Annotated in this window: 9 protein-coding genes and 1 pseudogene; 8 read left to right on the forward strand and 2 right to left on the reverse strand. The window is 71.2% G+C overall.

Annotated elements, in window-relative coordinates:
• The first annotated feature begins 311 nt into the window (after positions 1 to 311).
• Both AC08OV_RS08125 and AC08OV_RS08130 read left to right on the forward strand, forming a co-directional pair.
• On the forward strand, positions 312 to 2,621 hold the full coding sequence (locus tag AC08OV_RS08125) for a molybdopterin oxidoreductase family protein (RefSeq protein WP_476613001.1): 2,310 nt from the start codon (positions 312 to 314) through the stop codon (positions 2,619 to 2,621).
• Between the two features lie 23 nt (positions 2,622 to 2,644).
• Positions 2,645 to 4,135, forward strand: a pseudogene (locus AC08OV_RS08130) (FAD-dependent oxidoreductase); the annotation flags it as partial.
• An 86-nt stretch (positions 4,136 to 4,221) separates the two neighbouring features.
• Here AC08OV_RS08130 and AC08OV_RS08135 read toward each other — a convergent pair.
• Positions 4,222 to 4,911, reverse strand: coding sequence for an NUDIX hydrolase (locus AC08OV_RS08135; protein WP_476594579.1), 690 nt, complete (start codon positions 4,909 to 4,911; stop codon positions 4,222 to 4,224).
• A 223-nt stretch (positions 4,912 to 5,134) separates the two neighbouring features.
• Complete coding sequence (locus AC08OV_RS08140; RefSeq protein WP_476613000.1) at positions 5,135 to 6,529, reverse strand: nicotinate phosphoribosyltransferase; 1,395 nt, start codon at positions 6,527 to 6,529, stop codon at positions 5,135 to 5,137.
• 403 nt (positions 6,530 to 6,932) lie between these two features.
• On the opposite strand from AC08OV_RS08140, the gene AC08OV_RS08145 reads away from it, so the two are divergent.
• The 6 genes from AC08OV_RS08145 to AC08OV_RS08170 form a co-directional block, all read left to right on the forward strand.
• Positions 6,933 to 7,127 (forward strand): hypothetical protein, encoded by a 195-nt coding sequence (locus AC08OV_RS08145; RefSeq protein ID WP_476596427.1) that lies wholly within the window; start codon positions 6,933 to 6,935, stop codon positions 7,125 to 7,127.
• Positions 7,128 to 7,296: 169 nt separating this feature from the next.
• Positions 7,297 to 8,790 (forward strand): helix-turn-helix domain-containing protein, encoded by a 1,494-nt coding sequence (locus AC08OV_RS08150; protein WP_476612999.1) that lies wholly within the window; start codon positions 7,297 to 7,299, stop codon positions 8,788 to 8,790.
• An 8-nt stretch (positions 8,791 to 8,798) separates the two neighbouring features.
• On the forward strand, positions 8,799 to 9,803 hold the full coding sequence (locus tag AC08OV_RS08155; protein ID WP_476612998.1) for an NAD-dependent epimerase/dehydratase family protein: 1,005 nt from the start codon (positions 8,799 to 8,801) through the stop codon (positions 9,801 to 9,803).
• Between the two features lie 404 nt (positions 9,804 to 10,207).
• Entirely contained in the window at positions 10,208 to 10,708 is a 501-nt protein-coding gene (locus AC08OV_RS08160; RefSeq protein ID WP_476612997.1) for a transporter, read from the forward strand.
• Between the two features lie 120 nt (positions 10,709 to 10,828).
• On the forward strand, positions 10,829 to 13,156 hold the full coding sequence (locus AC08OV_RS08165) for an ABC transporter permease (RefSeq protein WP_476612996.1): 2,328 nt from the start codon (positions 10,829 to 10,831) through the stop codon (positions 13,154 to 13,156).
• Positions 13,153 to 13,834: ABC transporter ATP-binding protein (locus AC08OV_RS08170; protein ID WP_476612995.1), on the forward strand; the 682-nt coding region annotated here is incomplete at its 3' end. The genes AC08OV_RS08165 and AC08OV_RS08170, both read left to right, overlap by 4 nt.

A 13,834-nucleotide genomic window follows, 5' to 3' on the forward strand; every position in this document is an offset into this window, starting at 1 on the left:
ATGGTGACCCACGGCCGATCGTCATCGAGGGTCTCGTCAACTTCCTCGACATCGAGAGGCGACACGGCGGCGACAGACACGCTGCCTATTGTTACGCCATTCCCGCGACAGTTCTCCTCGACGGGTCGTGTGCCGTGGCCGGCCATCACCTCTCAGAAGGCGGCCCAACTCCGGGAGACGACCGAGTGCCGCGGGGTGGCATCGTCGGGGCCGCGACCGCACATCGGGGAGACGGCCAGGATGAGAACCACTTTGCCGCCGCGAAACGGCTCCGACCCGGCCGAGACACCCCCTCGCCGTACGCTCGGTGCGTGACCACGACCATGCCGGTGCCGGCCGCGCCCCTTGCCGAGGTGGCGACACACTGCCCATACTGCGCCCTGCAGTGCGGAATGGTGCTGCGCGCCACCCCGGAGAGCGCCACCCCGGAGAGCACCGGAAAGGACGGCGGCCCGGAACCAGCAGGCGGAAGGTCTCCGGGGCCGGTTACCGTGCTCACCCGCGAGTTCCCCACCAACCGGGGCCGGATGTGCCAGAAGGGGTGGACCTCCGCCGAACTGCTGACCGCCGCGGACCGGCTCACCACCCCGCTGATGCGGCCACGACGCGACGCCCCCCTCGAGCCGGTGAGCTGGGAGCAGGCGCTCGACCGCATCACTGCGGGGATCATCCGCCTCCAGCGTGAACACGGCCCGGACGCGGTCGGCGTCTTCGGCGGCGGCGGGTTGACCAACGAGAAGGCCTACACCCTGGGCAAGTTCGCGCGGGTGGCGCTGCGCAGCTCCGCGATCGACTACAACGGCCGGTTCTGCATGTCGTCCGCGGCCGCCGCGGGCATCCGCTCGTTCGGGCTGGACCGGGGCCTCCCCTTCCCATTGGAGGACATCGCGCACGCCGGGGCCGTCCTCATGGTCGGCGGCAACGCGGCCGAGACCATGCCCCCGTTCATGCAGTACCTGACCCGCCAGCGGGAGAACGGCGGGGCGCTCGTGGTTGTCGACCCGCGGCTGACAGCCACCGCCCGCGCCGCGGCCCTGCATCTGCAGATCACCCCGGGAACTGACCTGGCCCTGGCCAACGGGCTGGCCCACATCGCCCTAACGGAGGGGTACGCCAACCACGACTTCCTCGCCGCTCGGACGACGGGCCTCGCCGAGTTGCGAGCAGTACTCGCCTCCTACTGGCCCGAACGGGTGGAGCGCATCACCGGAGTGCCGGTAGCAGACCAGTACGCTGCCGTGGGCCTGCTCACCCAGGCCGAACGGGCGATGGTGCTCAGCGCCCGCGGTGCCGAACAACACAGCAAGGGCACCGACACCGTCACGGCGCTCATCAACCTCGCCCTCCTACTGGGGCTGCCCGGCACCCCCGGGTCGGGCTACGGCTGTCTCACCGGCCAGGGCAACGGGCAAGGCGGCCGGGAACACGGGCAGAAGGCCGACCAGCTTCCCGGCTACCGCAAGATCACCGATCCGGTGGCCCGGGAGCACATCGGTCGGATCTGGGGCGTCGACCCGACGACCATCCCCGGTCCGGGCCGCAGCGCCTACGAGATGCTGGACGCGCTCGGCACGCCGCAGGGGCCGAGGGCGCTCCTCATCCTCGGCAGCAACATCGCCGTCTCCGCCCCCCGGGCCCGTCGGATCACCTCGCGGCTGGCCGCCCTGGACCTGCTCGTCGTCGCCGACTTCGTGCTCAGCGAGACGGCGGCCATGGCCGACGTCGTCCTGCCGACCGCCCAGTGGGCGGAGGAGGAGGGGACGATGACCAACCTGGAGGGTCGGGTACTGCGGCGGGAACGGCTGCGGCCTCCTCCGGCGGGGGTACGCACCGACCTGGAGATCATCGCGGCGCTCGCCGCCCGACTCGGCCACGCCGAGCGCTTCCCCGACGAACCACGGGTGGTCTTCGACGAGCTGCGCCGGGCCAGCGCCGGGGGGATCGCCGACTACGCGGGCATCAGCTACGAGCGGATCACCGCATTGGACGGGGTGTTCTGGCCCTGCCCGGACGAGACGCACCCGGGCACCCCCCGGATGTTCCTGGACCGCTTCGCCACCCCGGACGGACGGGCTCGGCTCGTGCCGGTCGAGCACCGTCCGGTGGCGGAGGACATCAACCCCGAGTACCCCTACTACCTGACCACCGGACGCGTGCTGGCCCACTACCAGAGCGGTGCGCAGACCCGCCGGATCGGACCCCTCGTCGACGCCGCGCCGGAACCCTTCCTCGAGATCCATCCCGACCTCGCCGAACGGCTCGGGATCGCTGAGGGGGCGCCGGTGCGGGTCACGAGCCGACGAGGCACCTGCGAGGTGCCGGCGAGGCTGACCGACACCCTCCGATTCGACACCGTCTTCCTGCCCTTCCATTGGGCCGGGGCCGGACGGGCGAACTCTCTGACCAACGACGCGCTCGACCCGACGTCCCGGATGCCCGAGTTCAAGGTGTGCGCGGTCGCGGTCGAGCCGCTCGACGACCCGGACGACGACCCGATCGGCCATCCGGGCGACGATCGGCATGCCACCGGGTCCGTCCCCACCGCAACGGTCGGGGCTGCCGAACCCGTCCGAGCCATGTCGACGGGCCGCAGCCAACCGAGCGGAAGGCACCAACGGTGATGACCGCAAGACCCCGAACCATGATGCACGACTCCGCACCCGCGTCGGACTTCACAGGGGCCTCCGGGCCGCGCCGCATAGTCATCGTGGGGCATGGGATGGCGGGCTCCCGGATGATCAGTGAGCTTCGTTCCCGAGACCCCAACCTGATCATCACCGTGTTCGGGGAGGAACCGCATCCCGCCTACAACCGCATCCTGCTGTCGAACGTCCTGTCGGGAAAGGCGGATCTGGCCGACATCACCCTGGTCGACCATGCGACGTCCGGCCACAGCGGTGGCGGCGGCCACCGCGGTGGCGACACGCCCCCGCGCGCCTTGGTCGACGTCCGGGTCGGCGTGGTAGCACACCACATCGACCGTACGCGTCGCACCGTCACGGCCGGCGACGGCAGCGTCGTCGCCTACGACGTACTCATCCTCGCCACCGGGAGCCGGGCGTGGCTGCCACCGATCGAAGGACTGACCCGACCGGATGGGACGCTGCTACCCGGAGTGGCGGCGTTCCGCACCCTCGACGACTGCCGGCGCATCCTCACCCAGGCCGAACGGGCCACCCGCGCGGTGGTGCTCGGCGGCGGCCTGCTCGGCCTGGAGGCGGCCCGCGGCCTGGTCCGCCGCGGTCTGGACACGACGGTCCTGCACGCCCCGGGTCACCTGATGAACCGCCAGCTCGACCGGCGGGCCGGACAGGTGCTGGCCCGGACGCTGGCCGGACTCGGGGTGCGGTCCCGGCTCGAGGCCAGGGTCGTCCGGATCCATGGCGACGAGCGGCTCACCGGGGTGGAGTTGGCCGGCGACGAGGTGCTCGACGCCGATCTGCTGGTGGTCTCGACCGGCGTCGTGGCGGTGACCGGCCTCGCCGCGGCGGCCGGCCTGCCGGTCGAAGCCGGGATCGTGGTGGACGATCAGATGCGCTCCCCCGCCGATCCGGCCGTGTTCGCGGTCGGTGACTGCGCGCAGCACGACGGGACGGTGCAGGGGCTGGTGGCGCCGGCGTGGGACCAGGTCCGGGTGGTGGCTGACCTTGTCACCGGCGCCGACCCCGCCGCGCGCTACAGCGGCGCCCGGCCCGTGACCAGGCTCAAGGCGCCGGGAGTGGATCTCGCCACCATGGGCGAGGTCGACGTGGACGAGTTCGACGAGGACGCCGAGGTGCTGCAGTTCGTCGATGTCACCCGGGGCACCTTCAAGAAGCTGGTGATCCGCGGGGACCGGCTGGTGGGCGCGATCATGCTCGGTGACAACCCGACGGTGGGGACCGTGGCGCAGTTGTTCGACCGGCAGGCTCCGGTGCCGACCGACCGGCGCAGCCTGCTGTTCCCGGCCCGGACCGAGGTCACCGTCACCGACAGTCCGGCGACCCTGCCCGACCGGGTCACCATCTGCCGGTGCAACAACGTGACCAAGGGCGGGATCACCCGCTGCTGGTTGGACGGGGCACGTGACCTGCCGGCGATCGTCACCGGTACCCGGGCGACCACTGGATGCGGCACCTGCCGGGACGCCGTCGCGGGCATCGTCGAGTGGCTGGCCGCGGCCGACCCGGACCCCCCGGCCGCGGCGGGCGACAACTGCGCGACTGGCCTGGAGGAATGTCCTCAGACGGACCGGCGCAGCAGCGGCGGGTGCAGCGCGGTCGCCGAGCCACGCCGATACAGCTCGGCGGGCCGACCGCCACCGCGCGGGGAGGTGCGCTGGCCCAGCGGCACGACGAATCCCGGCGTGGACAGCACCTTGCGGCGGAAGTTCGGCGGGTCCAACGCGACGCCCCACGCGGCCTCGTAGACGCGGCGCAGGTCGGCCAAGGTGAACTGGTCCTCGCAGAAAGCGGCGGCCAGCGGAGTGTACTCCAGCTTGGCCCGGGCCCGCTCCACGCCGTCCACCACTATCCGCGGATGGTCGAAGGCCAGCGTCGGGCCGTCGGTCGAGTCCAGGTCCTCCACCGGCCACCAGCGGGCCCGCGGTCCGTCCCGGCCGGGCGGCGGCTGCGGGAGGTTCGGCAGCAGGGCCAGGTAGGCCACGCTGACCACCCGAACACGCGGGTCGCGGTGCGCGCCGCCGTAGGTCCGCAGCTGCTCGAGGTGACCGGTCGTCGTGACGCCCGTCTCGGCCGCGAGCTGCCGCAGGGCCGAGGCGTCGAGATCCTCGTCGCGGTCGACGAAACCACCGGGCAGCGCCCAGCATCCGCCGAACGAGGGATCGTCCCGGCGGATGACCAGGACGCAGAGCCGACCGGCGCGCAGGGTCAGCAGAACCACGTCCACGCTGACGGCGAGGGCGGGCGGCATAACGGCGTCACCGTCATGCCGCCCGCCCTCGCCGTCCAACGGACCGCGGATCCGGTTCGGTGGAGAGGCGGGCGCCACCCCTCCAGTCTGGCCATCCCCGCGCCGACGCACACGGGTCCCTCCTCGACCTCCCGCCGAAAGCGGCACCTCAGCGGGCGACGCCGCCCGACGGCCCGGGACGGCTCAGGGACGGCCGGGACGGCTCAGGGACGGCCGGGACGGCTCAGGGACGGCCCTCCGCGTGGACGACGGGCAGGCACGGCGGGCCGTAGCCCACCTCCCGGGCGGTGGGGGGAAGGGCCGCGAGGGCCAGACGATGGTGCTCGCGAGCGCGCCGGGTGCCGGCCGGCCCGGTCAGGCCACCGACCGGCTCACCGGCCTTCACCAGCGGACGCAACAGGTCCCGGTCCCGGGCCGGGCCGGGCGGTCGCAGCGACGCGGGGAGCGCGTCCCCGGAGCCAGAGGGACCCACCTCCGGACCGGACGGCGCGGACGGCGCGGACAAGCAGTCCGGGGCCGGCGGCGAGCCCGGCGGGCTCGGAAAGATGACATCAGCGACGGCACGGCCGTTGAGGTCATGGCGGCGGATGACCCGCTTGCGCCCCCCACGGGTGCTCTTGCCGACCGACCTCTTCGCCACGGGTTCGCCGTCGACCTCGACCAGCTTGTAGACGAACCCCGCGGTGGGCGCACCCGCACCGGTGACCAGGCTGGTACCGACACCGTAGCCGTCCACCGGGGCATCGCCCAACCGGGCTATGGCGTGCTCGTCCAGATCCCCGGTCGCGATGATCCGTGTTCTGGTCGCACCGAGGCTGTCGAGCTGCGCGCGGACGGCGCCGGCGACCCGACCCAGGTCCCCGCTGTCGATCCGGACAGCCCCGAGCTCGGTGCCCGCCGTCGCGACGGCGGCGGCGACCCCCGCGGGGACGTCGTACGTGTCGACGAGCAGCGTCGTGCCGACACCGAGGGTGGCGACCTGCGCGGCGAACGCCTCGGCCTCACTCGGATGGACGAGTGTGAAGGCGTGCGCACTGGTACCGACGCTGGGGACCTCGTACGCTCGGGCGGCCTCCAGGTTCGACGTGGCTGCGAAACCCACGAGGTAGGCCGCGCGGGCGGCGGCCACGGCGGCGGCCTCATGGGTGCGCCGGGATCCCATCTCGAGACAGGGCCGGTCCCCGGCCGCCCCGACCATCCGGGCCCCCGCGGCCGCGATCGCGCTGTCGTGGTTGAGGATGGCGAGCACGAGTGTCTCGAGCAGCACGGTCTCAGCGAAGGTGCCCTCGACGGCGAGCACTGGCGTCTCGGCGAAAAACGGTTCGCCCTCGGCGAAGCCATGGATGTCGCCGCCGAAGCGGTAGTCCGCCAGCCACTGTGCCGTGACCTCGTCGATGACATCGGCGGCCCACAGAGCGGCTAGCTCGGGCGGCCCGAACCGGAAGTCCGCCAGCGCATCGAGCAGCCGGCCGGTGCCAGCGAACACACCAAAACGGCGACCCGGCGGCAATGATCGGGTGAAGACTTCGAAGACCACACGACGATCCGCCGCGCCGGACCGGAGCGCCGCGCGCAACATGGTCAACTCATAGTGATCGGTCAGGAGTGCCGTCGACATCCGGAACACGGTAGGGACGAACACGCTCCGATGCGCGCCGACCGGCGATTTGGCGGGCAGGGAAAGGGAGTGACTTCATCCCGCCTGGGCACGTTGGCCTGACAGTGCACGTCGGCCCGACAGTGCACGTTGGCCCGACAGTGGGTAAGCGTCGATTCCCACACGGCCTACACTACACGTTCCATCGACCTTCAGTAGCACACGGGAGAGCCTCGACGTGACCACGCTGATCAGCACTAGGCCGATCAGTACCAGGCCGATCAGCGCAACCCCGACCGGCCCGACGGCGAGCACGGGGAGGATGACTGCGAGAACGGTCAGTCACCTTCGGTCGCAACCCGAACAGAAACGCTCTCCGGGGACCCCCGGGGATCCCCGGGGTCGGCGTGCGATCGTCTTGACCGTGGACCACAGCAATGCCGGGATCTTCCTCGTCACTGTCGGCGGGGCGCTGTTCGCACTGCTGGTGCTTGGCGGCCGGGCGGGCCGGAGCATCGCGCGCGAGGTCTGGAGTCGTATCGGCTTCTTCCGCTGGATACTCCTCCTGATCATCGTTGTGATCGTTCTCGACCTCGCGGACGGACTTCCCAACCAATGAACATACATTCGACGGGAACACCCTCGCATAACACATGGCACCAGGGATGTTGCTGGAAGCCGCAAAATTACACCCACACGAGATGTTCGAATTATGTCACTGCACCCCTAGATGCCCGGCTCGTTATGCTCACTTCGCGTAACACGATTGTCGGACGAGAGGGTTGCGGGTGACCGGTCACACTTGGCTATGGACGCCGCCGCGTTCTACTCCCACCAGCGTTGGTGTGGGCCAACTCCTACGCGCGTACCGGCAGGCCCACGGCCTCACGCAGCAGCAGCTCGCCGACCGTCTGGGCTTCGACCAGTCCTACGTATCCAAGGTGGAGAGCGGCCGGCGGGCTATCCACGACATCTCGACGCTCCGTCACATCGCCCGCAATCTGGCGCTGTCCCCCGAGGACGTCGGCCTGGCTCCGGGATCAATGACGGACCGTCGCCGGGAGACTGCGCCGCGCAGTCCGGCGGCCGAGCAGGCCGCCGCGAGCCAACGCGCGTGGCGGCTCACCCGCGATCATCTCAACCACCATCGGATCAGCCTCGCCCGCGCGGCGGTGCGGCTCTACCCGGAAACCGACCGGCTCGGCAGCGGGCTACTGGCCCGGCCCGGCTGGGTGTGGGACACCCCGGTGGACATCGACGATGTCACCCTTGAGTGGCACGATAGCGCCGAGGCCCCCACGATCAGGGGGGACGAACCCGAGACGGCCGGTAGCCGGCCCCTGCTTGGTGGAGGCGGTCAGCAGAACCGCTACCAGCGCTACACGCGGGCGATGCGGGATCTCGACCGGCCGACTCTGTTCGAGAACCGGCTCAGCTTCCGCCTGCTCGATATCGGCGGTGACGGGACCGCGGGACCGTCGACGGACAACCATCCGTCGCTGAGCTTCGCCCACACGACGTACTTCGACGCCGTTGACATCTGCGAGACCGTCGCACACGAGACGGCGGCCGCGATGGCCGGCAGCGGACTGTCCTGGCCCGCGCTGCCCTTCCGGGCGCGCATCGGAGATCCGTTCGACTTCACCCGGCGGGCGGCCCTGCCGTCCATCAACACGCTCACGATCCGCCACGATCGCGGCGGTCAGGCGAGCTTCTTCCTGCACCGGCGCAGCGCGGGCTCGGTCGCGACCGCGGGCGGGGTGTACCACGTCATCCCGGCCGGGGTCTTCCAGCCGTCGGGCATCACCCCGTTCCACCATGAGGCCGACTTCGACCTGTGGCGCAACATCATGCGTGAGCTGAGCGAGGAGCTGCTGGGCAACCCGGAGCACGACGGCAGCTCGTCCAGCCCGATCGACTATGACACCGACGAGCCGTTCCGTTCGTTCGAGCAGGCGCGTCGGTCTGGCGCCATGCGGGTGTCGTACTTCGGGATCGGGCTGGACGCGCTCACCCTGTTCGGCGAGATCCTCACCGTCGTCGTGGTGGACGCCGACGCCTTCGACCGGCTGTTCGGCAGCATGGTCCAGACCAATGCCGAGGGATCAGTCGTCACCGCGGGTCCGAACCGGTCGGTGACCGAGGGCATCCCGTTCACCCACTCGGCGCTGCGCCGTCTCGTCGACACCGAGCCCATCGCCCCGTCGGCCGCCGCCTGCCTGGAACTCGCCTGGCGCCACCGGGAGATCCTCCTCGGGATGCGCGTGCGGGCCGCATCCTGATCCCGGACATGCGCGTCCTTGTCACCGGCGCGGCCGGCTTCATCGGCGGAGTGGTCACGGACATGCTCGCCACCGCCGGGCACCAGGTTACGGCGATGGTCCGCGAGCCGATGACCACGCCGCGGTTCGCCCCCGATATCGAGGTGGTGGCCGCGGACCTGCTCGATCCCCGCCAGCTGGCCGCGGCGGGGGTCAGCCGAGGATTCGAGGGAGTATGCCATCTCGCGGCCCTGACCCGGGTGCGGGAGTCGCGGCTGGATCCCGTGCGCTACTTCCAGACGAACCTGACCGGCACCATCAACCTGCTGGCTGCCTTGGAGGAGGGCGCCGAGCACACCGGAGTCGCACCCGCGTTCGTCTTCGGATCCACCTGCGCGGTCTACGGCAACGTCGACCTCGCGCGGATCCCGGAGACCTGCCCACCCGACCCGGTGAACCCCTACGGAACCTCCAAGTTCGCCGCCGAGCGGCTGCTGTCCCACCAGGCCGGCACCGGGCTGCTCGGCGCGGTGATCCTACGTTCCTTCAACGTCGCGGGTGCCGTCGCGGGACACATCGACCGCGACGGCAGCCGGATCATCCCGGCGGCGATCGCCGTGGCGAGCGGGTGCCGGGATGTGTTCCGGGTCAATGGGGACGGCCTCGCGCTGCGGGAGTACGTCCACGTCGTGGACATGGCAACGGCCTACCTGACGGCGCTGGTCGCCGCGCGCCCCGGGCACTGCGCGGTGTTCAACGTGGGCAGCGGCGTCGGGGTGAGTGTCACTGACGTGCTCGCCGCGGTCGGCCGGGTCTCTGGGCGCCCGGTCCGCCGCGTCCACTGTCCGCCGGTCTCCGAACCGAAGACGCTGATCGGTGACAGCACCCGGATCCGCGCCGATCTCGGCTGGAGTTCTCCGGCGTCGAGCATCGACCGCATCGTCGCCGACGTGTGGCGCTGGGGCCGGGGGCCGACACCGGCCGGGGCCGCCGCCCTGCCGCCACGCCAGCGGATCGCTCCGAGCATCACCTGAGACCCCGCGGGGCCCACACCGGCCCCGCGGTGGCCCACACCGGCCCCGCGGTGGCCCGCGGTGCGGCAGGCTCCGGCGGGCATCCCTCCCGGCTCTTTCTCCTGGCCCGAGGGCCACCCGCCAGCCAACATAAAGTAGCAGTCTGGTTGCAGGAAGGCATACTTCGCAAAGCCTTCCATCGGCCGGCCTATCCTCGTATACCTAATGCGACGGAGCTTCCCGTGCCGCCGGAGCTCGCCGGGAACAGCCGCAGGCCACCCGACGGAGCACCTGTTCATCTCCGCACACTAATCTGACGTCTGTCGTGACCCGGATCATCTCGGGGGCGGGCTCCACGCGCGGGCGCCGCCCGCACGACCGCGCCGCCCGCACGACCGACGACATGCTCCTTGGGGGAGACGAAAGTGGACGAGCAGACCGCTGGGACCGATAACCCGCGGCCCACATCGCGCCTGGTAGTCGACGTGGTCCGCGCGCTGCGCGGATGGGTGGTGATGGCCGCCGGCGGCGTACTTCTGCTCGGCTGCTACCTGGGCGTCTCCAAGGAGACGGACGTCGCTTTCCAACTACCCTACGTGGTCTCCGGCGGTTTCGGGGGGCTGGCACTCATCCTGGTAGGAAGTGCGCTGCTGGTGGCCGACCGCTTCGACGCCGCTCAGGCCGCCCAGGCCCACACCGCCGGCCAGGTCGACGACCTTCACTCACTGATCATCGCGGCGGCGGTCGCGGGTGCCGCACCCGAGGCCGGTCAGCCGGCCACCCGCCCCCAGGGCTCGTACCAGCAGACAGGCTCGTACCAGCAGACAACAGCCACGCACCAGCAGAACTCGCGCTTCGCCGCGACGGACCCCGGGGGCGGCCAGGCACCCGCTACGAACGCCACCACACCCGGCCAGCGCGCCTGACAGAGCCTGCGTTTCCCACGATGCCACGGCGCGGAAGGCGAGCAGTTCCGTGATCACATGTGACCCGGCGGACGGCGGCGACCGGACGGCCGGCGGCGGCAGGCTCCCAGGGAGTGCCCGGTGACCAGCATCGACCTGGGACTGGCGGGGATCTCCCTCGGGGCGATCGCCGCCCTGTCCGGGATCGGCCTGCTGGTCACCTACCGTACCAACGGGGTCCTCAACCTGGCCCAGGGCGGCATCGCCACGCTGGTGGCGTACGTCTTCCGCGAGATGGTGGTCGAGTGGGGGCTGCCGATCTGGCTGGCCGCCGTCATCGCGCTCGCCGTGCTGTCTCCCGGGATCGGCCTGCTGCTGGAGCGGCTGGTCTTCCGGCCGCTGGCCCGTCGCCGCGCATCGGCAGCCGAATCCCTGGTTGCCAGCCTCGGCGTGCTGGTCCTCACCCTCGGGATGACGGCGGGCATCTGGGGTCTGGGCTCGCGTAGCGACGCACCGAGCATCTTCCCGAACTCGTCGGTGAAGCTGTTCGGTGACACCCGGATCGGTGTCGACGCGCTGGCCGAGCTCGCGATGGTCGTGGTGTTCTGCGCGGTCATCGGCGTCATCGCCACCCGCACGGTGTTCGGCCGCCAGATCCGCGCGGTTGTCGACGACCGGCAGCTCGCCGAGCTGTCCGGTGTTCGCGCGGACCGGGTCGCCGCGGCCGGCTGGGCGGCGGGGACTACGCTCGCCGGCCTCACCGGCATCCTGCTCGCCCCCCGCTTCCAACTCACCCCGTACGGGCTGACCCTGCTGGTGCTGGAGACCTTCGCGGTGGTGGTGGCGGCCCGGCTGTCGAGCATGCCGGTGGCCGTCCTCACTGCCCTGGGCATTGCCGTCCTGCAGAGCGAACTCAAGCAGTTCACCCTCGACGGTGATGCGGGCCAGATCCTCACCGTCCTGCAGTCGAACCTGTTCATCGTCGCCCTGCTGGTCCTGCTGCTCGCGGTGCCGAAGCTGCGCGAGCTCGGCACCGGCGACTCCGGGACCACCGCCAGCTTCTCCAGTCGCGGCGCACCGCCGGCGGGCCCGGCCAGCCAGACCAAGGCCCGCCGTGACTTCCTGGGCAAGCTCGGCGGTGCCGCGCTGCTGCTCGCACCGCTCACCTTCGCCCCGTCCGATCTGCGTTCGGCGTTCATGGTGCCGGCGCTCGCCCTCATCTTCCTGTCGATGGTCATCGTCACCGGCTACAGCGGCCAGCTCTCCCTGGGCTCGGCCGGATACGCGGGCCTCGGGGCGCTGCTGTCACTCAAGCTCGCCAACGGTGACCTGTTCGGACTGCCGAAGCTGCCGGGCGTCGCGTCGATATTCATCGGTGCCCTGCTCGTCGCCCCGATCGGTCTGATCACCGGCTACCCGGCGATCCGCCGCCGCGGCCTCACCCTGGCGCTGACCACCTTCGCGGTCGGCGCCGTGGTCAGCCGTTTCGTCTTCGAGCAGCCGACCTTCGCGACCGGCCTCTACCTCGACCCGCTGACGTTCTTCGGCTGGGAGCTGCCCGACGAGGCGTTCTACGTCCTTGAACTGGCCTGCCTGGGCCTCGGCCTGTTCTTCGTGGGTAATCTGCATCGCGGTCGGCTCGGTCGGGCGCTGCTCGCCGTGCGTGACCATGCGGAGGGTGCGGCGGCGGTGGGGGTCGACGTCCGCAACCTCAAGCTGCTGGCCTTCACCGTCTCCTCCGTCGTCGCCGGGCTGGGTGGTGCGCTGCTGGTGCACAGCAGCTACTCGTTCTCCGCCGACGACTTCGCACCGTTGCAGAGCTTGCTGTGGTTCACCGCCGTGGTCGTCTTCGGCGCCGACAGCGCGGCCGGCGCGATCATCGCCGCGGCGTTCATCGTCACGATCGACGTGCTGGCGCCGGCCGGGTCCTCGATCCTCGCCATCGGCATCCTCGCCCTCGCCCTCGGCTGGATGCCCGGCGGCTTGGCCTCGGCCGTCCGGGGTCTGTTGCGGCTGCTCGCCCTCCACCTCGCGGACGGCTTCGTCGATCCCAACCATCGGGCACCGCGCCCGGTGCCGGTGCGCATCTCCGCCGTCGGATACCTGCCGGCGACCACTGGCATCACCGGCGTCACCGGGATCTCCGGGATCTCCGGGATCTCCGGGATCGGCGCGCCCCTGGGAGCCGCCCGGCCCAGGCCATCCGCGAGCTGGCCCCCGGGCCGCTCCTCGCCCGCGCTGCCACCGGGCTCGCCGCAGCCGACCCCGTTCGGGGCCAGCCTGCTGACCCTGGTGCAGGAGTATGCGGCCCGGTCGGGCGACGCACCGCTGGTGACCCCCGCGCCCCGCGGCGAGGGCGGTGGCCTGCCCGCCGACGTCTACCCCACCTCACCGGGTCACGTGGGCCACGAGCAGGGGGGTTCGGGACCCGCGGCGGCGACCTCCCTGCGGGACGGAGGCCGGGTATGAGTCGGCACGTGCTACAGGCCGTTGGCCTGGTCCGCCGCTACGGCGGTCTGACCGCGGTCGACCACGTCGACCTCGTCGCCCCCCAGGGCGTGATCACCGGTCTTATCGGCCCGAACGGTGCCGGGAAGTCGACGCTGTTCAGCCTGCTGACCGGGGTCGAGCAGCCCGACGAGGGCAAGGTCCTGCTCGACAAGAGCGACATCACGAAAATGCGGCCAGACATCCGGTCCCGGCGTGGTCTGGTGCAGACCTTCCAGGTTCCCTCGCTCTTCCCCACCCTCACGGTCGCGGACAACCTGCTTGTCGGCGCGGAGAACCGGCACCGAGACTATGCCGGCGGCCTGCTGGGCGTGGCGTCCAAGGGCCGAGGACACGTCAGCCGCCTCGTCGAGGAGACCCTCGGCTCTCTCGGCCTGTCCGACCTGCGGGACACCATCGCCGGCACGCTGCCCACCGGTGCCCTGCGGCTGGTCGAGTTCGCGCGAGCGCTGTGCGCCCAGCCGGACATCCTGCTGCTCGACGAGCCCGCCAGCGGCCTGGACAACGACGAGACTGCCAGGTTCTCGCAGCTGCTGCGCCGGACCGCCGACGACGGGGTCGGCATCCTGATCGTCGACCACGACGTCGACCTGGTCTTCTCCGTCGCCGACCAGGTGTACGCCATGGTCGGCGGTCGGG

This window comes from Frankia sp. CeTa3Moorea (assembly GCF_978021225.1).

Coding starts and splice junctions, on each gene's coding strand:
- AC08OV_RS08135 (WP_476594579.1), bottom strand. CDS start 4,911: ATGCCGCCCGCCCTCGCCGTCAGCGTGGACGTGGTTCTGCTGACCCTG.
- AC08OV_RS08140 (WP_476613000.1), bottom strand. CDS start 6,529: ATGTCGACGGCACTCCTGACCGATCACTATGAGTTGACCATGTTGCGC.
- AC08OV_RS08155 (WP_476612998.1), top strand. CDS start 8,799: ATGCGCGTCCTTGTCACCGGCGCGGCCGGCTTCATCGGCGGAGTGGTC.